The following is an 18,040-nucleotide window of genomic DNA, read 5'->3' on the forward strand; positions in this document are numbered from 1 at the left end:
GAAGCTCACGCTACTGAACCTCGGTGAGTTTCGGTCCAGTACCCGACCTCTGCCCCGATCACGGCCGAGAGGGCCAGCCGGGTCGTAAACAGCAGCGCGTTCAGCTCTTCACATTTTTCGATAAAGGGACCGGCGATGCGGGCGATATCGAGCGAGCTTTCGGGCTGGTTCGCTGCGTTCATCGCGTGGACCGCCTGGTTGATGTTTCGGCCGATCAGAAGCACCTGCTTGCGCAATTTGACGATCTCAACCTGGGTGGCCGGAGCCAGCCTCAGCACGCCCGCCTTGTCCCAAAGCTGCCAGCGAAGCGTGCGTTTGATCCATTCGTTTCGCGTCATCTTCATCGGCGCCGCTACGGTGTCGATGCCTTCGACCTCGCTCCGGTCGAGTCGGACGGTGACGCGAACGAGGTCGTCGGGATGCCCCCTGCCCTGAATTGGCAGCACCGGGATGTCATCGTTCTCCGGGGCCAGCACGGCGTTGGCCAGTACGCTTGCCATCCAGCTGCTGCGGGTTTGCCCATTCGCCGCGGCAACGCGGTCGATCTCGGCGACCAATTCGTCCTTCAACCGCAGGCCTACATTCATCCTAAAAGCCCCGTGCAGCGGCCCCCACAAGCCAATGTTAAACATTGGTGCCGTGAGGCATATCCTGCCATCCCTAGTAATTGCCTATCCTCATGAAACAACGACCTCTTTGGAGCTAAATCACTCCAAACGCGGAGGTGAAAAGTGATTGACTGTGCGCTTGCGACAAGTAGCTTTCGGCCTCGTGGTCCCGGCGCAAGGCGTTTGCATCATTAGGCACGGCTACCTGCTATCTCCTTGATTGCCCGCAAACTCCTAAGTTGTTCTCTATTGGAACCGGATTCGAAGAATGGCCCGAACAAGAAACGCCGTCGATCTCGCAACTATCGAGGCTCGGCGGGAAGCTCTAAAAGCGGAACTTGCTCATCTGGACGAACAGGCAAAGGCGGCGGAGCAGACGGCTCGAGACGCTGGTCGTCCGGTTCTTACCGCAGCGCTCGAGCGGGTTAAAATTGCAGCGATCGACAAAGCGGATGCCCGGGCAATCGCGACGGCTATCTCGAAACACGGCGGCAAAGCGGTGGCAGGCCAGCTTGCGTCGCTACGCTAGACTTCCCGATCCACCCTCCGGACGAGAAGCCGGCGTTGGCTTGGCATCCAGATTAGGGCAGCCTCATCGGATGCCTCAACGCTTGAACCTGACCACTCTCCTTGTCGACGAATATGACACCGCGCTCTCCTTCTTCGTCGAGAAGCTTGGCTTCGAAGTGCGTGAAGATACCGCGCTGACTGATGACAAGCGGTGGGTGGTGGTCGCGTCGCATGGTGCGGCGAACGGACTGTTACTAGCGCGAGCTGTTGGCGACCGGCAACGTGAGACGATCGGCTATCAAAGCGGCGGTCGCGTGTTCCTGTTTCTCGAAACAGACGACTTTGCCCGTGACCACCTCGCTAACACGCAGCGGGGCATCCGTTTTGTCGAAGCGCCTCGACATGAACCATATGGCACGGTGGCGGTCTTCGAAGACCTCTACGGAAACCGATGGGATTTGATCGAACTGAGCGTGGGCAAGGGATGACCTTCGATCCGCCATTCTATGCGGTAACGGGATTGGGTGGGATCGAACGTAACGATGCCCCAATCTTGGTAGCCACGGGCTGTCCGGGCGTTCCTTTGACGGGGGCTCAAGGCCGGCGCTCGCTTCAGCGCGGCCGAGCAGGATATCCGAAAGCAGATTGACGGCGCCAAATCAGGCTGTCCCCTCCCCTGCCGGCCGACCGCAGATTGCGTCGTGTCGGTGGCCGGCAATCGCCCGTGCGCCGCTGCACGCTGGCGCCGTTCGTATGGTGTTTCGGGCGCCGTCTCGGTCCTGCCAAGCGGGGTATCACGCCCTATCCATTCGATCGTGGGGCCGCCTTTAACGAGGTTCTGCGGCGCGCGGGCGGTCAACCAGGATTGGGTTGCGTCGCAGCGCTAACGGCCATGCAAGGCCCCTGCCCTACCTATTGACTAGCGCCATCGATCTCGCGTTCGTAAAGCAAAAGCGCCGCATCAGCGACGACGTCGGCGAGCACGCGTTTGCGTGCCGGGTCGGCGTCACGAAGAGCATAGAGTCGCGCAGCGGTCTCGGGATCTACCCTCACGTTGATCGCGATATTGCGATTGCCGGTTACGCGTGGCGGCCGTTGAAATGTCCCGGCTTGGGGACGCTCTTGAGGCACGGGCGCCGCTACAGGCGGGGCAGCTACAGCTGGGACAGCCGGACGCGACGGAAAGCCGGCCCCGTCGCTGATCTCGCGTAGCTTGGCTGGATCCTTGTTCGGGGGCGTATCATCGAACTCCGAGAGATCGAGCCGGGACCGGGTCATGCTGCCTCCTTCACGCTACGCGCCTTACGCAGCCTTGCGATCACCGCTGCCGCATAGGCCTCGGCGTTCTCGAGCGCTGCCTTCATGTTACCGACGCCTTTGTCGTTGATGGTGCGAAGCGTTCCACCAGCGGCGAACATCGCGCGATAGGCCTCGCGATTGTAGATCATGACCGGAAGGACTGGAATTTCAGCATCGTTGAACTGCTCCGCGATGTCCTTCTGATTGTTCGAGCGCAGTGCCGGCGGGATTTGGCTGAACAGGATCGCATAATCGATCTCTGTTCTGGTACCGCGCGCCGTCTGCTTGACGAGCTTGATAGCGCGGGCAGCCTGGGTGGCATCCAGATGCGACCCCTTGCAAGGAATGATCACCAGATCGCTTTGCGCGATTGCGAACGTGACGGTCGCGGTCGCCGCGCCTTCGAGGTCAACGAGTGTGAAGCGCGCCTCCGACGCGCCCCTCTCAATTTCATCGATGATCGCGTTTTCGTCGCGGCACCCCACGACAGTTATCGCATCCGGTCGTCCCGGTAACTGGCCCCAGTCGACCAGCGGAAGGTTCGGGTCAGCATCGATCAGGCGTACGGTACCCCCCGCCTCCGCCAACTCTCCGGCGAGCAACAATGTCGCGGTGGTCTTGCCCACCCCGCCTTTCGGTGACACGAAGCTGATGACTGGCATGCTGCTCTCCCGTTGCGGCCAGGTTGCTACCATGTAGCAGCCAGCGTTCATGAAGCTGCTATATCGCAACCTAGCAGCTAGCGTCTAGCGACTTTGACGCAATCTGACAGCGAGCAGCTTGCGGTATAATTGCGATTTGATCGCAACTAGGCAGCCAGTTGGTAGCGAGTTTATCGCGAGCTGATTGCAGCTTGGATGCGACCATGTTGCGACTGGAAGGCGACGTGCTGGCGATCTGGTTGGTAGCGTGTTGCTGCTTGCTACCAACCAGCGATGCTCGCCCTTGCGATACCGTCGAGACGCGGTTGTAAACGCGCGAGAGGCAAGGCTACCAACCGTGTATGAACATGCCAGATCGTAGCTATCGGGTTGCTACCCGAACGCAATCCGCGATCAGGTCGCTACAATGTCGCTAGCTCGTTGCTACCAAGCAGCTACCAGACGAAGGAACAAATTCCCTCAGTTCGCGTGTCGCCAAATCAATTGATGAAACCGCAGTGCAAAGCCACAAATCGACAAAAGATTGAGACGCCGAACGCGACAAACGCGATCGGCGTTCACCAAAGCGCAAAATGGCGAAATCGATCGTGAAGTACCCACGGCCCGATCTCGTTCGACACGACCTGCACCACACCGGATACAACGACGCTCAAGAAGAAGACCCAATCTTCTAATCGGGCGGCCGAGGCCGCCCGGACGATGCTCATTCCTCCCAGAGCGGCTTGAGCTTGCGAGTTCGCTTTACTGCGGGGAGGGGTGCCCGCTCGGGCATCCCGTGTGCTGCGATCTCCGCTTGGATGCTTGCAAGTTCAGCGAGCCATGCCTGGGTGCGTGCGGTTTGCACGTGCATGTGAACCTCCGTCTGTTCGTTGAGACGGATGCCGGCTGACGATCGGGTGGGGTCAGGGTCACAGGACCGCGCAGCGGCCGCGCAAGCGGGGCGTGGGGGTGCCGATTTTGTCGTGGTCGAAGCGCAGCGAACGCCGCGTCAAAATTGGGGGAACCGCGCATCCTTGACGCTGGCTCCGCCCGGTCGTCACGATGGACAGAGTCGACGACAGAGCCTTTCGACGTTGGCAGGGCAGGGGAGGCGCCGACCCTAGCGACGGTCTTGCCTCCCACGCGCGCCAATCACCCTTCCCGTACAACCGTCGTTGCCCAAATCGCGACCGTCAGCTGGTCGCTATCGAACTCCGCGGCGAGGTCACGGGCATTGAGGCACTCGATCTCATCGGGAAGAATGCCGCTTCATGACGGACGTTTCCCCGAGCGAGGGCGACCTCGTGTTCACGCCGCGCGCGCTCGGCCGCGTTGATCGACGAGCGTGGAGGGGGGGGTCTCGACATTCATGATCCGAGCCTTTCGGCAGAAATGGGAAGCCCCGGCGCCACTACGCCGGGGCGACGCGTCAGCGTTCGTCGACGCGCATGATCGTTAGGACGCGCGTGGTTTTAAAGGGATCTGCCGGATCATCCGAGCCCGCGCTCAGGTCGTGATTGTAATAGTCGATCTTCCAGTAGCAGTCGGTGCCTTCAAACCGAAACCGGCCCAGGTCGTGCTCGCCGTACGGATCGATCGCGTCGTCAAAGGCATCGAAGTCGCGAACCGCGCGGAGCAGCTCCGCCCGCTTGCGGAAGTTCCGGAAGAGGCTGATGTCGCCGATCAGGTCTGCGATCCCGCTGGTCATCACGACACGGTTGTTGCCCGGGGCGGTGAGATGCTCGCGCAGCCAGTCGTTGAGGCGGGCGATCTCCGCTACGCCACCCTTGGCGTGGTTCGATTGAGGCGTTTGCTCGGCCATGATGGTCTCCTGCCATTGACCCCGACGATCGGGGCCTTTCGACAGGCGACAGGACGGCCGGGGCATAGGTCGCTCGCGCACCCATAGGGTCGAAACGGAGTGGAGAAGCCCGCTGGCGGGCTTGCGCGGGGGAGCGCCCCGGCCAGGACGTACGAGCCCGAAATGCCGCGCGGATCGTCGACACGGGGAGACTTCACGTCGAGGCTGATGCTGGACGACCACGCCGATCGCGGCGTATCGTGGAATCATGAAAACGGCTGCCAACATCGTTGCCCTGTGGCCCCGCTGGATGGACAGCGCTGGCGATATGCTCCGGATGAAGGCGTTGGTCCGGACTCGCTGCTGCAAATGCGGGACTCTGATGCGCGCCGAGCTGGAAGACATCGTGGCACGCCACGGCTCCGATTATTCGTTGGTCGACAAGCTGGAGCGCTGCCGAATGGTCGAGTGCGAAGGGTCTACCTTCTATCTGGCGTCGCGAACCTATGGCCGCGAATGGGTGACGCTCCTGCGCGACCCGCGGCTGATGAAGGTGTTCGAGGAACTGACGCCTGTCCGGACGGCGTGGAGCTGATCGCCAGCCTCCGGAAGAGATACCGTCTGAATTTGGATCCCGCACCCAAGCGGTGGATAGAAAGATGTAGAAGCCCTTCGTCTCGCGGCGCTGCCGTGCTTGCGCAGCAGGGCCGGGGCGGGCTCGATGCCCACTCCGGCGCCTTCACGGTTGACGAGCGGAGAGGGGAGGGGGGCCGAAGCCCCCCGGGAGGCTCAGGCGTAAGGGTCGTACTCGTTGACGATCGTGAGCGAGCTGTCGTGATCTTCGGCGGTGATGACGGAATATTGGGTGCCGACGGCGATGACCATGGTTGCCACCATCAAGGTTCTTGCGAGGCCCATGGCGTTTTTGCGGGCGATCCAGATATCGTTGAACATGTCCGAGGCTCCTGTGAAGCCGGCGGGGTTCATCCCCGCTCGACAGGCGCCCGACAGGACGGGGAAGGGCCGCGATCACTTTTTTCGCATGCGAAAAAAGCCGTAGCGAAGCGCCCGGACCCCTTGCGGGTTGATCGTACAAGGCCCTGAGCCGGCCCAAGGATTGCGCCTCAAGAGCGGGGTGAAGCCCGCCTGCACGAAGCGTCGCGACGCAACGCTGGGTCGCCGGAGACGCGCCCCATCGCGCAGGCGCGGTGGACACCTGCCCAGTCCGTGCCCCTTCTCTGCGCTCCAATGTCGACGGGCACAGTGCGCTGCTCGGCGGTGCAGCCCAGGCCGGGCCAAGATGGAAGGACGTTGCCGCTTTCCGGAAAGAAGTTTCCGCGCTGCGCGCCCGTCAGTCGATCGTCACCCGAACGGGCCGAGACCGGCTACGGGCTCGGTGGAGCGAAGCGGAATAGAGCGACGGTCCCGGCTTTGCCGGGAGACGCCAACTCGTTTCGAGACAGCAACCCAAGGCTACCCGGCTTCATGATAAGGCTTTAGACTGAATGGCGATCCCTACCGTCCTCTATGCATTGGTAGTCGACGACGATCCGCTCATTCTCAGGCATGCGTGCGACATTCCGGAGGTAGCGGGTTTTAACTTTCACCAAGCGGGTACGGTCGAGGAGGCTAAGGCCTTCATGGGCGATGATGCCGACGGTGTGACGCTCCTGTTCTCCGACGTGGCGATGCCCGGCGACAGCGACGGGTTCGCGCGAACCCATTACGTTGCCGAGTATTGGCCCTGGATCGAGATCGTGCTCACAAGCGGCAACGTGACGCCATGTCCGGGGGACATGCCCGACAAAGCAACGTGCATCGGCAAGCCTTTCGACGATCGCATGCTCCAGCAACGTCTCACGGAGACGGTGCCGGACAACAAGCAACTCGAACAGCTCAAGCGCGCGGTGTAGCTGCGTCTTCGTGAACTTGTGACCTTGCGGTCCTGATTGCCGGTGAACGCGAGAAGAGGCCCGGAGCGTCAGCTCCGGGCCCGTACTGCCTCCCTCAGAAGGGGACGTCATCCGCCTCATCGTCCTGCGCGGCGCCTTGGCGTTCCTGGCGGCTTTTGCCGTAGGAGAGGAAGGTCACTTCGTCGGCGATGATCTCGACACCGTAGCGCTCGATGTTCTGATCGTCGGTCCAGCGGGTGTAGTGGATGCGGCCCCGGACCATGACCTTCTGGCCCTTCTCGACATACTGCGCGACGGTCTTGCCGACGCCGTTGAAGCAGGTGATCCGGTGCCATTCGGTGTCCTCGACCCGGCGACCTTCGCCATCCTTCATGGTCTTGCCGTCCTGGTCGCGCTTGGGGCGCGAGGTGGCGAGGGAGAAGTTGGTGATCTTGGTGCCGCCCTGGGTGGTGCGGACTTCAGGCGTGGCGCCGACGTTGCCGGCGAGGATGACGAGGTTCTGCATTTCGAGGTTCCTTTTTTGCTCGCCGGGGGGTCCGTCCCCTCGACTGAACACCAAAAAAGACGGCCAGGACGCCCTCTCCACCGAAAGCGCGAAGACGCGGAGGGGAACCCCGATCGAAGGGGTGGTGCGGGCAGCCGTGGCACACGGCAACTCGGCCCGAATGATCGCGGGTTGGAGGGGGTGGACGGCCGGATTAGGTCGTTCAGGAAAGAGAGGGGATGGACCCCCACCGGCGGGCAACGGACATGGAACCGTGAAGCAGGGCGCCCTTGTCGCGTCGCTCGTCCGGCAGTGTCACTTTTCCTGGTTCCGCTATCCAGGCGCTCTCTGACACCCTCCCTCGCTGGTGCTCGCGCCCTGCGCCGGTGCCTGTCGTGAAGGATGATGGTTGCGGCGTGGACCTTGGTGCCGCCTTTCGCCGTCACGGCGCGCGCGCGTCGTGCGTGTCGAGATGACGATGGGGGTTCGTGCTGCGCAGCGTCCCGCCCGGACGGCAGGAACCAAGCGCGGCTGACGTGCCTGCCGGCAGTGCATCCTACCTGGCACAACGCGGCGAAGCCGGCGCAGAGACCAACGCGGTGGAGGTGGCGTGCCCCCTGTCCGGGAGGAACACGGCCCCGGGGCAGGCTCCGGCCTCGCCCCAAGGAACCGCTCCGCGTCGGAATCGCGATTTAGGCGCGATAAGTCCCCGTCAGTCGAGCGTCACCCGAACAGGCCAAGACCGGCTAGGGGCTCGGTGGAATAGCGCGCTGGTCGCGACACTATTCACCCGAACCTTCGCAAGATTGCCCATAGGAACCAGTCATCACCGCTCGGCTGTTCGCCTTGGAAAGCCTGCACGACCGATCATGGCATCGACAGCGCGATCCGCTTCCTCACCATTCAGGCGGGAGGCCGGGGCCGGAGTCGGCGACGGTGTCGAAAAGCCTCGTTTCGCGCGCGCGAGGAGCGCTGTGGTTGTCCGTCATGACGACGTGGTAGGTGTCGCCGTCAGCTGAAGCGCGAAGCGCCAGCTTTGCGCAGGCGTATGTAACCGTTTGGGCGGGGCATTGGTTTGCTCCTCGATGGGGTGGAAGTAAGTGGATTTCTGCGGGAGCCCGCAAAGGGCGAGGCCGCTGGCTTTGCCAGCGGCCGAGCCGAAGCTCAGGCGACCTCTCGGTCGCGCTGAACGTTCTGAGCTGCGGGCGGGGTGCCGAGCGGGCCGCGGCGGTCGACCACGCGGATACCGGCCTTCTTGGCGTCGATTACCAAGCGCTCGGTCACGCCGTTACCCTGGAAGGCGATGACGTAGCGAGGTTTCAGCGAGAGCATCTGCTCGTTGCGACGGAAGCCGGCACGATCACCCAGCTTGCGATCGAGACCGAAGCGGACTTGCTGGATACCGTTCTGTTCGGCCCACGACGCCGCGATGCGCTCGATCCCCTTCATGTCGCCGCCATGGACGAGATACATGTCGCCGACGCGCTCCCGAACCGCACCCAGGGTGCGCAGCAGATTGTCGCCAAACGCCTTCATGTCCTCGTCGGTCCGGAAGGTCAGCCGTCCCCCGGCAAACACGACCGGGGTGCCCTGTGCCGTGTTGGCGTCGCGGACCCGCTCGCGGCGAGCCTGAAGGAAGGCGCGTCCGTCAACGATTGCCGACGTCACCCCGAGCGAAATGCGGTTGCCGGTCGACGGGATCCAGGAACGGCCGGTCTCGCGGATATAGTGTGCCGCTGCGGTGTCGCGCATGTGTTCGTAGCAGGTGGCGGCCTCCTCGATCTTCTTGGCAAGGTCGATCTTGTCCTCGAGGTTGGCGGTGTTGATCTCCGAACCGTCCTGCTCGGCCAGGAGGAGCCTGATCTCGTCGGTCAGACGGTCGATGGTCGCGTGCTTCTTCGCCGCGGCCCGGTGGAAGAGGTTGACCAGGCCCCAGCCCATCTCCTCGATGTCGCGCTCGAGCGACGTATTCTGGAGGGTTGCGAACAGGTCGCTCCAGATGGCGGTGGTGGTCTGCTCCAGTGCTTCGGTCGAGGGCGGGCACATGCCCGAAACGTCTTCGGCGCGGGGTTCAAGGTGTCCAAGCTCCAGAGCGGAGAGTGCGGCAGCGAGGGAAGTGGTCATGGGGTCAAGCCCTTCATCTGATCGAGGCCGGCGGCCTATCCGCCGGATGCGCACCTCCTGGGCGGCCGAATAAGAGGCGCCCGCACCGGAGCGAAGCGCAGGGAAACCGCAAAAACCGGGGTGGTGCGGGCAGCTGCAAAGCGGCAACTCGGCCCGGATTTTTGCGGTTGCGGGGGTCTCGCGGCCGCCCATGTGCCGCATCTCCCTGGCGGAAGGCTGTCGGGCGTCAGGTGTCGTCGAGCGCAGACGTGACCACGCTTGCTGCTACGGTTGACGTGGGGCTCAACCCGAACGTCGCGATATCGTTGAGAAGCGCTTGCCACGTTGCACACAAGCGGACCATCGCCGCTGGGGTGATCCTCAGCGCTCCATCGGCGCCCATCGCATCGACCATGATGCGCAAGCTGGTCGACCAGATCCTCGCGCCGGGTCGCCGCATAGCCCGCGCACGCCGCAACTTGCGAGAACAGGCCCGGGACGGGCAGGACGGAGGCATCGCCGCCATCTGGGACAAAGCGCCAAGGATTGACGTCCGCACCTTCAGCGACAAGCGCTGACATAAGTGGAATGCTTTGTATCGAGGCTTTTCCACCCGTCGGTCGTATGCAACGCATCGTCAGCGGAGCGGCAAGCGCTGACGACATCTTCCGCCTCGACCGTGATTTCCGCACGGTAATGGGCAGGGTGTTCGCTCAGGGGCGGGCAAAGGTCATCATGGAACCCGGCTCCTGAAGGTTGGCAAAATGGAGACCCAAGCGGTTCGGGTCGTTCGTAGCGGGGACGCCCGGCCGGAAAGGCGAGAGGGGGCCAGCCATCGTGAACGCGGGCCTCGAAGCGACCAGCGGAGAGGACGCTGCTGATCTCGCGCGCCTGAAACTCCAGTTCCATCGTCCACCCGTGGTCCTCGTGACCCTCGGCAAAGGTGACGCCACAGGCGGTCAGTGCCGGTTCGGTGCAGAGTTCGCCGGAATCTTAGAGCGTTTTCCGGCCGACATGAGTCGAAATGGATTCACAAGGGCGTGCTGATCTGATTCACGGTGCTGGCTGGGATGGGGGCCGGCATGAATGGGCAAGCCGTTGTCGATGGACCTGCGATCGCGAGCATTGGCCGCGGTTGACGATGGGATGAGTTGCCGGGCGGCTGCGCGTCGGTTCGGAGTGGCGGCGGCCACGGTGATCCGCTGGCATGACCAGCGCCGCAGCACGGGCGGCTATGCTGCCAAACCGCAGGGCGGTGACACGCGGTCGCGGCAGATCGAGGCCCACCGGGACAGGATCCTGTCACTGCATGAAGCGCGCCGCGACATCACGCTGGACGAGATACGCCGCGAGCTTGGTCAGTCGGGCGTGACAGTTGCGATCTCGACGCTGCACCGCTTCTTCGCCCGGCACGGGATCACGCGCAAAAAAAGACCGGCCACGCGACCGAGCAGGACCGCGCCGACGTCCTGAGCCAGCGCGAAGCATGGTTCGACGGGCAGCTCGATCTCGACCCCGCGCGGCTTGTGTTTATCGACGAAACCTGGACGGCGACCAACATGACCCGCAGTCACGGCCGCTGTCGGCGGGGCGAGCGGCTGCGGATGGGCTATCCGCATGGTCATCGCAAAACGACCACGCTAGTTGCCGGCCTGCGCATGACCGGCATGGTCACGCCGATGGTGCTTGACTGCCCGATCAACGGTGACTGGTTCGAGGCCTATGTCGGCCAGGTTCTCGTACCCGACCTCAGGCGCGGCGACGTGGTCATCATGGACAACCTGTCCAGTCACAAGCGTGCCAGCGTTCGCGACCTGATCGAGGCGGCTGGGGCCCGGCTCATGTTCCTTCCGTCCTACAGCCCCGACTTCAACCCGATCGAGAAGGCCTTTTCACGCCTCAAGGCCATGCTGCGAAAGGCCGGCGAGCGAACCGTGTCCGGCCTGTGGTCTCTCATCGGCAAGCTCGTCGACCTCTTCCTGCCGCAGGAGTGCGCAAACTACTTCAGTTCCTGCGGCTATGACCCGGATTGAAAGGAAATCGCTCTAGTACCATGGTGATGGTCTTCGGCCAGCGCGTCCGACGCGCGATGAAAGTCGTCGAGCCAGCGCCCCATCGGGACGCGTTGCTCAGGGAGAAGCGCGGCCTGCGCGGCCTGAAAATCGAGTAGCGCCAAGGGCGCCGTCTCGATGATGCGGTCGACTTCGGCCGGTGATAGAAGGCCGCGTTCGCGGATGAACTCGGTGATGCTGCCGGGACGCGGCGTCGCACCGCGACGGCCAAGCACCGGCTTGCGCCACAGGCCCGCGACATTGCGAAGGCGAGGCCTGGCTCGCGCTTCCATCAACACGATGATGCGCAGCTCCTCGGTTGAAAGCTCCAGCACCTCGTCGGGCTTGATGCTGCCACAAAAGTAGCAGCTCGATTTGGGGGGGACGGGGAGTTCGGCGCGCGCGATGCGCGCCTCGCAGTCGGCGCGCGACCATTCCCATTCCCGCAAGGGGTAGCGGTAGGCGTAGCGAGGATCCTCGCACCCGACCGCGTGATTGTAACGCTGCGTGTCGCGTCCCGAGGCGTCGTAGCCGATCAGCTTTACCACGCGCCCGCCTGCGTCCCAGCAGCGGCGCGCGGGTTCCCACTGGGCGGTCCAGGCATCTTGCGGGGCCGCCTTCCATTTCTGGCTGCACGACCCGCCACCAAATACCACAGAGGGCAGGGTGGCGTTGGTCAGCATGTTCTCGGCGATGCCCGCATAGGGCGGCCAGTGTTTGAAGTTGCGGGGCTGGTAGCGGACAATCTCGGATGCGATGCCGCGTTCCGACATCCAGGCCCGGAACACGGGGATGAACGCATAGGTCGCCGATTTCTCGGCGCCGGGATCGGCGAAGAGAACCATATCGACGGGCTCGCCGCGTTCGGCGAGCTCGACGATCATGGCGGTGGAGTCGACGCCGGCCCCCCAGGCAGCGATGACGGGCGGGCGGTCAACCATTGTTCGTATCCCGGACGATGATCGCCGCATGAACGATGCGGTAGGCGCGCTTGCGAAACGCCGGGATGCGGCAGATCGCACGGCTTTCCGGGTCACGGAACAGCGGCGTCTTGCCCTTGGGGTTCGCGACCACCTCGAAGCGGCTGCGGTCGCTGCCGTCGCTGAAGCGCATGGGCTCATCGAAGATGATGGTCTGCCCGGGCTTCGGGGTCGGCTTGGCCCGGTCGAGCTTCTTCGCGAGCAGGTTGGCGCGGCACCGCGCGCGCCAGGCCAGGGCATATTCGCTGTCCGTGGCGGTCAGCTCGTCGAGGATCGCAGCCGGACACTCGCTCTCGTTCGGCCCGACCGTTTCATCCATATCCTTGTACCCGAACGTGCAGCCGTCGCGCGCGCCGGTGCTGGTCTTGGTGAGGCAGACGATTCCGAACACGATCCGTTCGGCGTCGTCCGCGAGGCGCTCGCAAGCGGCGTAATAGGTCGATCCGACCATGGCGGACGCCAGCACGGTCAGACGATGCGTCTCGCGCTGGTAAGTGAACTGGTTGTCGAGATACGAGCGCGGTGTGGCGTAGCCGCCCATATCGCGCATGAAGAGCCAACCCATGATAAGTCTCCGATGACGTGAGGATCAGGCGGCAGCGGCGAGGCGCGGAGCGCCAACGTCGCCAACCGTCGCGGTAAGCCGGCGCTGGAACGCGGCAGCGTCCAGCAGCTCGGCGATCGGCGCGCGTTGAACGGGGCCAGCGTGTTCGCCGCCCCGGCAGCAATTGAACGTGATCTCGCTGTCGGGGAGAAAGCTGTGCGGCCGCACCCGGATCGAGAGATCGACGTGGCGCAGCTCGGTCGTACCATCGTCCGCGATACCGCCCATGTCGGTATCGATACGGACGTCATGGGCCTCGAGGCCGATCGCCTCGGCGAGCGAAGCGAGCGCGAGGCGTGCCTGCCGATGGAATGTCCGTTTCGCCGTTGAATCGCCGGCGACGGTGTTACCGGCGATGTCGAGCAGCGCGGATCCGGCGACGAGGCTGTTGCGGTCTTCCGCACAGCGCAGACGCAGTTCATTTGTGCTGGGCGCACTACGTTCGGCGACGGACGCCAGATTGCGGATCAGCAGCAGGATCGACGCATCGCGGTGGATCGGCTTGCCGGCGCGCCGGCAGTCGTCGACGCCCGCGTTCAGGGCATGGAGCGCTGCGGGCAGTGTGCCGAGCGCGTCGGGAGACAGCGCCTCATTGTGGCGGTAGTGGGTGTCGTAGAGCATGGCCGAACCTCCTGAGCGCCAGGGCGCGCTCAAAAGGCCGAAGGCTCCCTCTCCTCCGTGCACGGGGCCGTGGTCAAAGCATCCCGCCAACAGGATCGGCCGATCGTGAGGCCGCGTCATAGCCGGACTGCCAAGCCGTGCGGAGCTTGCTCCCTCGGCGGTAATGGCATCGGTCGTTGCCCATGACGAAGCAGCGCCATCCCGATTTCTCGGCTTCCCACAGCGGGTCTTCCCGCGTGGGAGCGAGCAGGTCCATGAGGTCGACGCGCGTGGCGGCGTTCATGGGGGGCCTGCATGATCGCCGAGCGCGCCGGCAGGGAGCGTCCAGCGATCCGCCAGGATCGAGAGACGCCAGACCGGATCATCGGCTTGCGCCAATTCGTCGGGATGGAGCGTCGCAGCCGGGAACGCGGTGCCGCGATCAGCGAGCTGCGTGACGGTGAGCGATCGATGGATGGTCTTCCCGCTCGCGGCTTCGCGAGCCGCGACCCGTCGGAAGGCGGCAGGGAAGACGAGCCGAAGCGTCGCCCATTGGTCGGGCGAGCCGAAGATGCAGGCTCGGCAGGACAGGCGGCCCCAACCCAGGACGTAGGCCGGGTGGGGACGGATCCGCGCTTGCGCGATCGCGTCCCAGATCAGGCGCTCGGTCCAGTCATGGACCGGGCGCCAATGATCGACCGCACGCGCGAGGGTAGATGTGCGATGCGGCTCGAGCGTCGCATAGCGCGCACGCGAGGGACTTTCCTCGGCGCGCTCGCCGGTGATGACGAGCGTGCGGCCGTCGAGGAAGCGCGGCTGATTCCGGATCGCGGCCGCGAGCACGTCGATCTTCAGCGCGGGGCTGCACCAGCGCACCCGAAGATCGGGAGAGGTCTGGGGAAAGATCCCTCGCGTGCCGGCTGGGCCGTTGCCCCCGGCACGGCCGATGCCGGTCGGCGTCTCGAACGCGATCGGCGCGGTCGGCGCGTCGTCGCGCGCCAGCTCGCGCGCGAAGCCGCCCTCGCGCCACGAGACGTAGAGCGCGATGCCGAAATGGTCGGCGATCGCGCGGACATAGGCAGGCGTGCACGGCCAATCCATGAAGGTCGGGCCTTGGCCATCGACATCATGATGGTGCAGCTCGATCGCGTGCGCCGGCACGCCGCGGCTGAGGAGGTGGAGCAGGGCGGCAAGGCTGTCCTTGCCGCCACTGAATGCCACGATGAAGCGCCGGTAGGCGCCGAGGTCGGGGAGGGCGGCCGGAGCGGTCATGCTGCTTCACGGATCTGTTCCTCGGGTTCGGCCAAGGCGTCGAGGCCGGTTGCGCGGAGCAGATAGCCGGCTGCCGCTTCTGCTTTCGCCGCGGCGGTCATGATCGCGCGGCTGTCCTTGCGCAGCACCTTCAACCACGAGCCGATATAGGCGGCGTGGTCGTCCATATGCGACGTCGGCAGACCAAGATCGGCACCGAGCAGCGCTGAGGTCATCTCGGCGCAAAGCTCCTCGAACGCGTAGGAGTCGTCGCCGAACCGCTTGCCGAACGTGCGATCGAGCCGGTCGGGATGGCCGGTCCAGTGGCCAGCCTCATGGGCAAGCGTGGCGGCGTGGTAGGCGCGGGTCGAGAATAGCTCGACGGGCGGCATGGTGATGGTGTCGGCGGTGCGGTCGTAGAACGCGCGATCGCCGCGCGTGTGGACCGTAGCCGGCAGCGCATCGAGGAAGCGCTGCGCGCGCTCGGGGAGCGCATCGGCCGGGGGCACGATGCTGACAGGGCTCGGGTAGAAGTCAGGAGACAGCCCGTCGATCTGGTCGCAATTAAACACGGCGTAGGAGCGCAGCACGCGCCGCATCTCGTCGGTCGTGTCGCCGGTGACGACGGATTCGACGGTCTTGCTGTAGGATTTGTAGAAGATCGCGATCTGCGAGCGCTCGCCCTCGCGGACCTGGCCGCCAAGGGCCTGCGCCTGTTTGTACGTCATCCAGGTGCGCGAGTTGTAGCCCGCGCCCTCGGCACACAGCCACAGCCAGAAGCAGTTGATGCCCTTATAGGGGTCGCCGGTCGCGCGCAGCGGACGGCCGCCAAGGCCGGGACGCCATGGCTTGACCCAGGGACGCACCCCGGATTCGAGCTTATCGATGATCGTGTTGGTGATGATGTCGGCAGGCGAGGGCTTGTCGGTGGTCTGTGCCACGATCGTTCTCCTGATTGGGTTGAGGCAAACCCGCGTGAGCATCCTCCCCTCTGAAAGGGCGGTGCCGGGTCACAAAAAGAGGGGCGACACTTTGCGCGAAGAGTGCCGCCCCAAGGGTGCCTCGAAATGTGCAAGCCGGCGTCAGGCCGCTTGGCTGAAGTCCTCCTCTTCCTTGTGATCGATCACTGCGTCGTCACCGGTGTCGAGGTCGGTATCCTCGTCCTCGTCCGGATCGGTGCCCGTCTCGTCATCGGCGAAGCTCGAGCGTAGCGGCATGCGTGCCGCCTTCTCTTGTGCCTCGAAGCGCATGGCTTCCGGCAACCAGGCCGTCGCCTTCTCGCGGATCTCCGCTTCGACGATGCCCTGGCCGTTGCACAGCGAGGCACAGGTGCCGGCAAGGTCGCCCTTCTTGGCGTCCTTGTAGCGGCCGCGCAGGATCGGGCCTCCAATCTCCTCGAGCGCGTCGAGCATGACGGTCTTCTTGACCCGACCGAAGAAGTTCTCGGCCGTCGGGCGCCACCAATTCTCGACCTGGATGTCGAGGAGGCGACCGAGATGGTCGTGGAAGCCGTTGCTCCGATAGCCCCCGGCGACGTTGAGCGTCGGTTCGAGAGTTCGTGCTATCGAGTATGCAACCCAAGCGCCCCGGGCCTCATCATCGAGCGACCGGAAGGCGTCGAAGCGGGCGGTCATGGTCGGCAGACCCGCCCAGCTCGTGTCGAGCCGCTGGCGCTGGTCGTCGATCGTCTGCGACGCCATCGATCCCTCGTCGCGGAACCCGAAGATCGGGAAGCCCGCGGCGCTCGACTTCAAGGTCGAGTGGTTCGGGATGTGCGCCTGCTCGAACACCACGTTCTGCGCCATCAGGAAGATGGTCAGGTCGAGTGCCATAGCCGGGTCGCTGGCGACGTGGGCGGCGAGGATCTGGCGGCGCTGCGTCGCAAGTTCATCGATCAGCGTGGCGCTGAGCTTCGGACCCTGCTCGCCGTCACCGGCATCGCCGTCCCCGGTTGCGCCGCCCGACTCCTTGGGCGGGGCGTTCGGATCCACGACCGGCTTTTCGCTAAAGAGGCGGGTGTGGACGCGGGGTTCGCCGTCACCCCCGATATAGACGAACGTCCCGATCTGGCTTTTAAGCGCCGGATCGATCTCGTGACGGGCGTCCTCGATCGTCTCCAGCTCGCGCTCGATCGCCTCGATACGCGCGTTCGCCGCCTCGGCTTCGGCGCTGCCGTCGGGCAGTTCCTGCTCAAGCTGGTCGATCAGCGCGTCGTTCTCGGCCGACAGGACCTCGACACGCACGGTCTCGTCCTCGGTGAGGGCGCGGGCTGGGGCGTGATACTCGTGAAGCTGGCGCTCCAGGTCGTAGGGGACGTGCGTCGCCGCAATTGGCGTGACGAACGCGAGGCCCTGGTCTCGCGCCAGTTCGGCCGCTGCGGCTTCGAGTTTCGAGGCGGCGAGCGTCTCGATCAGGTCGACGTCGATCCAGTTCTCATCGCCCTCCGTGGCGAACAGGTCGCCCTCGATGCGACCGCCAGCGGCGACATAGGCTTCGCGACCAACGAAGCGGGCCTTGGCGTCGTTCGCCTTGACGGTGCCGTTTAGAATGGCGCGACGGATGTTGTCGGGGTTGTCGCCGTAGTAGGACGATTTCATCTGGGCGAACACGCGCGTCTGGCGATCGACGTCTGTGGTGACGGCGTAAGCCTGCGCAACACCGAGCGTGATCTCGCCGGCAGCGAGCGCTTCGAAGACGCATGGTGCCAGTTCAGCGAGGCGGACGCGCTGCTCGACGAACCGGGTAGTCACGCCCTGCCGCTTGGCAACGTCCTCGGCGGTCATGCCCTTCTGGATCAGGAAATTGAACGCGGTGCATTCGTCGGCCGGGTTCATCGGCACCCGCTGGAAGTTCTCGGTGAGGCTTGCCTCGATCGCGTTGTCGTCGTCGCTCAGCACGAGAACCGGGACGGTGTGGTCAGCGGGGAGGGTGCCCTGCTCGATCAGGAGCTGGAGCGCGCGCAAGCGCCGACCGCCCGCCTTCACCGTGAACGTACCCGCCTTCTTGAGCGGAGTGACGATAAGGTTCTGCAACAGCCCCTGGGCTGCTATGTTCGCGGCGAGGGTGTCGATCCCTGCATCACGGTTGGATTTACGCACATTGTCCTTCGACAGCGACAGGTTCTTGACCTTCACGGACTGGATCATCGGTCGTCTCCGTTTGGAAATAGCGCGCCGCGTGCCGCGGTCACGCGAG

Annotated in this window: 20 protein-coding genes; 6 read left to right on the plus strand and 14 right to left on the minus strand. The window is 64.4% G+C overall.

Annotation, left to right across the window (positions count from 1 at the left end; genetic code table 11):
* Window positions 1–5: 5 nt before the first annotated feature.
* Window positions 6–569: a hypothetical protein gene (locus LPN01_RS04180; protein ID WP_234422472.1), complete on the minus strand. Its 564-nt coding sequence runs from the start codon at window positions 567–569 to the stop codon at window positions 6–8.
* Between the two features lie 307 nt (window positions 570–876).
* On the opposite strand from LPN01_RS04180, the gene LPN01_RS04185 reads away from it, so the two are divergent.
* Both LPN01_RS04185 and LPN01_RS04190 read left to right on the plus strand, forming a co-directional pair.
* Complete coding sequence (locus tag LPN01_RS04185; RefSeq protein ID WP_151989776.1) at window positions 877–1,137, plus strand: hypothetical protein; 261 nt, start codon at window positions 877–879, stop codon at window positions 1,135–1,137.
* 70 nt (window positions 1,138–1,207) lie between these two features.
* Complete coding sequence (locus LPN01_RS04190; protein ID WP_183937804.1) at window positions 1,208–1,606, plus strand: VOC family protein; 399 nt, start codon at window positions 1,208–1,210, stop codon at window positions 1,604–1,606.
* Window positions 1,607–2,030: 424 nt separating this feature from the next.
* Here the strand turns inward: LPN01_RS04190 and LPN01_RS04195 are convergent, their stop codons facing one another.
* The 3 genes from LPN01_RS04195 to LPN01_RS04205 all read right to left on the minus strand — a co-directional run bounded on the left by LPN01_RS04195 (window position 2,031) and on the right by LPN01_RS04205 (window position 4,880).
* On the minus strand, window positions 2,031–2,396 hold the full coding sequence (locus LPN01_RS04195; protein WP_133192393.1) for a hypothetical protein: 366 nt from the start codon (window positions 2,394–2,396) through the stop codon (window positions 2,031–2,033).
* Window positions 2,393–3,079: a ParA family protein gene (locus tag LPN01_RS04200; RefSeq protein WP_151989778.1), complete on the minus strand. Its 687-nt coding sequence runs from the start codon at window positions 3,077–3,079 to the stop codon at window positions 2,393–2,395. The genes LPN01_RS04195 and LPN01_RS04200 overlap by 4 nt, the downstream gene beginning before the upstream one ends.
* Window positions 3,080–4,487: 1,408 nt before the next feature.
* Window positions 4,488–4,880, minus strand: coding sequence for a DUF3768 domain-containing protein (locus LPN01_RS04205; RefSeq protein WP_151989779.1), 393 nt, complete (start codon window positions 4,878–4,880; stop codon window positions 4,488–4,490).
* A 361-nt stretch (window positions 4,881–5,241) separates the two neighbouring features.
* On the opposite strand from LPN01_RS04205, the gene LPN01_RS04210 reads away from it, so the two are divergent.
* Complete coding sequence (locus LPN01_RS04210; protein ID WP_262827109.1) at window positions 5,242–5,454, plus strand: hypothetical protein; 213 nt, start codon at window positions 5,242–5,244, stop codon at window positions 5,452–5,454.
* Window positions 5,455–5,648: 194 nt separating this feature from the next.
* Here the strand turns inward: LPN01_RS04210 and LPN01_RS04215 are convergent, their stop codons facing one another.
* Window positions 5,649–5,813 carry a hypothetical protein gene (locus tag LPN01_RS04215; protein ID WP_183937264.1) on the minus strand — a complete coding sequence of 55 codons (165 nt, stop codon included), beginning with the start codon at window positions 5,811–5,813 and terminating at the stop codon, window positions 5,649–5,651.
* Between the two features lie 551 nt (window positions 5,814–6,364).
* Here LPN01_RS04215 and LPN01_RS04220 point away from each other — a divergent pair.
* Window positions 6,365–6,772, plus strand: a complete 408-nt coding sequence (locus tag LPN01_RS04220; RefSeq protein WP_183937263.1) for a response regulator — start codon at window positions 6,365–6,367, stop codon at window positions 6,770–6,772.
* A 94-nt stretch (window positions 6,773–6,866) separates the two neighbouring features.
* Here LPN01_RS04220 and LPN01_RS04225 read toward each other — a convergent pair whose 3' ends face one another.
* The gene (locus LPN01_RS04225) at window positions 6,867–7,277 is read right to left on the minus strand and encodes a single-stranded DNA-binding protein (RefSeq protein WP_037527256.1); all 411 of its coding nucleotides are present in this window, start codon (window positions 7,275–7,277) and stop codon (window positions 6,867–6,869) included.
* A 1,143-nt stretch (window positions 7,278–8,420) separates the two neighbouring features.
* The gene (locus LPN01_RS04230) at window positions 8,421–9,380 is read right to left on the minus strand and encodes a DUF2493 domain-containing protein (protein WP_262827110.1); all 960 of its coding nucleotides are present in this window, start codon (window positions 9,378–9,380) and stop codon (window positions 8,421–8,423) included.
* A gap of 248 nt (window positions 9,381–9,628) precedes the next feature.
* On the opposite strand from LPN01_RS04230, the gene LPN01_RS04235 reads away from it, so the two are divergent.
* Entirely contained in the window at window positions 9,629–9,937 is a 309-nt protein-coding gene (locus LPN01_RS04235; protein ID WP_262827111.1) for a hypothetical protein, read from the plus strand.
* A gap of 508 nt (window positions 9,938–10,445) precedes the next feature.
* Window positions 10,446–11,392 (plus strand): IS630 family transposase gene (locus LPN01_RS04240; protein WP_262827112.1). Its coding sequence is split into 2 segments (ribosomal slippage): window positions 10,446–10,782 and window positions 10,782–11,392, totalling 948 coding nucleotides; the frame shifts between segments, so codons are not numbered across the junction.
* Here LPN01_RS04240 and LPN01_RS04245 read toward each other — a convergent pair.
* The 7 genes from LPN01_RS04245 to LPN01_RS04275 all read right to left on the minus strand — a co-directional run bounded on the left by LPN01_RS04245 (window position 11,377) and on the right by LPN01_RS04275 (window position 17,991).
* Window positions 11,377–12,351: a hypothetical protein gene (locus LPN01_RS04245; protein WP_262827114.1), complete on the minus strand. Its 975-nt coding sequence runs from the start codon at window positions 12,349–12,351 to the stop codon at window positions 11,377–11,379. The genes LPN01_RS04240 and LPN01_RS04245 overlap by 16 nt on opposite strands.
* Window positions 12,344–12,955 carry a DUF6927 domain-containing protein gene (locus LPN01_RS04250; RefSeq protein ID WP_262827115.1) on the minus strand — a complete coding sequence of 204 codons (612 nt, stop codon included), beginning with the start codon at window positions 12,953–12,955 and terminating at the stop codon, window positions 12,344–12,346. Before LPN01_RS04250 ends, LPN01_RS04245 begins: the two co-directional genes overlap by 8 nt.
* 24 nt (window positions 12,956–12,979) lie before the next feature.
* Window positions 12,980–13,615, minus strand: a complete 636-nt coding sequence (locus tag LPN01_RS04255; protein WP_262827116.1) for a hypothetical protein — start codon at window positions 13,613–13,615, stop codon at window positions 12,980–12,982.
* A gap of 73 nt (window positions 13,616–13,688) precedes the next feature.
* Window positions 13,689–13,898 carry a hypothetical protein gene (locus LPN01_RS04260; RefSeq protein ID WP_159513210.1) on the minus strand — a complete coding sequence of 70 codons (210 nt, stop codon included), beginning with the start codon at window positions 13,896–13,898 and terminating at the stop codon, window positions 13,689–13,691.
* Entirely contained in the window at window positions 13,895–14,866 is a 972-nt protein-coding gene (locus LPN01_RS04265) for a phosphoadenosine phosphosulfate reductase family protein (protein ID WP_262827117.1), read from the minus strand. Before LPN01_RS04265 ends, LPN01_RS04260 begins: the two co-directional genes overlap by 4 nt.
* Complete coding sequence (locus LPN01_RS04270) at window positions 14,863–15,786, minus strand: ArdC family protein (RefSeq protein WP_262827118.1); 924 nt, start codon at window positions 15,784–15,786, stop codon at window positions 14,863–14,865. Before LPN01_RS04270 ends, LPN01_RS04265 begins: the two co-directional genes overlap by 4 nt.
* Window positions 15,787–15,927: 141 nt before the next feature.
* Window positions 15,928–17,991 carry a ParB/RepB/Spo0J family partition protein gene (locus LPN01_RS04275; RefSeq protein ID WP_262827119.1) on the minus strand — a complete coding sequence of 688 codons (2,064 nt, stop codon included), beginning with the start codon at window positions 17,989–17,991 and terminating at the stop codon, window positions 15,928–15,930.
* Window positions 17,992–18,040 lie beyond the last annotated feature (49 nt).

Source organism: Sphingomonas sp. A2-49 (genome assembly GCF_025548555.1).
Lineage (GTDB): Bacteria > Pseudomonadota > Alphaproteobacteria > Sphingomonadales > Sphingomonadaceae > Sphingomonas.

Coding starts and splice junctions, on each gene's coding strand:
- LPN01_RS04185 (WP_151989776.1), top strand. CDS start 877: ATGGCCCGAACAAGAAACGCCGTCGATCTCGCAACTATCGAGGCTCGG.
- LPN01_RS04190 (WP_183937804.1), top strand. CDS start 1,208: ATGCCTCAACGCTTGAACCTGACCACTCTCCTTGTCGACGAATATGAC.
- LPN01_RS04195 (WP_133192393.1), bottom strand. CDS start 2,396: ATGACCCGGTCCCGGCTCGATCTCTCGGAGTTCGATGATACGCCCCCG.
- LPN01_RS04200 (WP_151989778.1), bottom strand. CDS start 3,079: ATGCCAGTCATCAGCTTCGTGTCACCGAAAGGCGGGGTGGGCAAGACC.
- LPN01_RS04205 (WP_151989779.1), bottom strand. CDS start 4,880: ATGGCCGAGCAAACGCCTCAATCGAACCACGCCAAGGGTGGCGTAGCG.
- LPN01_RS04210 (WP_262827109.1), top strand. CDS start 5,242: ATGCGCGCCGAGCTGGAAGACATCGTGGCACGCCACGGCTCCGATTAT.
- LPN01_RS04215 (WP_183937264.1), bottom strand. CDS start 5,813: ATGTTCAACGATATCTGGATCGCCCGCAAAAACGCCATGGGCCTCGCA.
- LPN01_RS04220 (WP_183937263.1), top strand. CDS start 6,365: ATGGCGATCCCTACCGTCCTCTATGCATTGGTAGTCGACGACGATCCG.
- LPN01_RS04225 (WP_037527256.1), bottom strand. CDS start 7,277: ATGCAGAACCTCGTCATCCTCGCCGGCAACGTCGGCGCCACGCCTGAA.
- LPN01_RS04230 (WP_262827110.1), bottom strand. CDS start 9,380: ATGACCACTTCCCTCGCTGCCGCACTCTCCGCTCTGGAGCTTGGACAC.
- LPN01_RS04245 (WP_262827114.1), bottom strand. CDS start 12,351: ATGGTTGACCGCCCGCCCGTCATCGCTGCCTGGGGGGCCGGCGTCGAC.
- LPN01_RS04250 (WP_262827115.1), bottom strand. CDS start 12,955: ATGGGTTGGCTCTTCATGCGCGATATGGGCGGCTACGCCACACCGCGC.
- LPN01_RS04255 (WP_262827116.1), bottom strand. CDS start 13,615: ATGCTCTACGACACCCACTACCGCCACAATGAGGCGCTGTCTCCCGAC.
- LPN01_RS04260 (WP_159513210.1), bottom strand. CDS start 13,898: ATGAACGCCGCCACGCGCGTCGACCTCATGGACCTGCTCGCTCCCACG.
- LPN01_RS04265 (WP_262827117.1), bottom strand. CDS start 14,866: ATGACCGCTCCGGCCGCCCTCCCCGACCTCGGCGCCTACCGGCGCTTC.
- LPN01_RS04275 (WP_262827119.1), bottom strand. CDS start 17,991: ATGATCCAGTCCGTGAAGGTCAAGAACCTGTCGCTGTCGAAGGACAAT.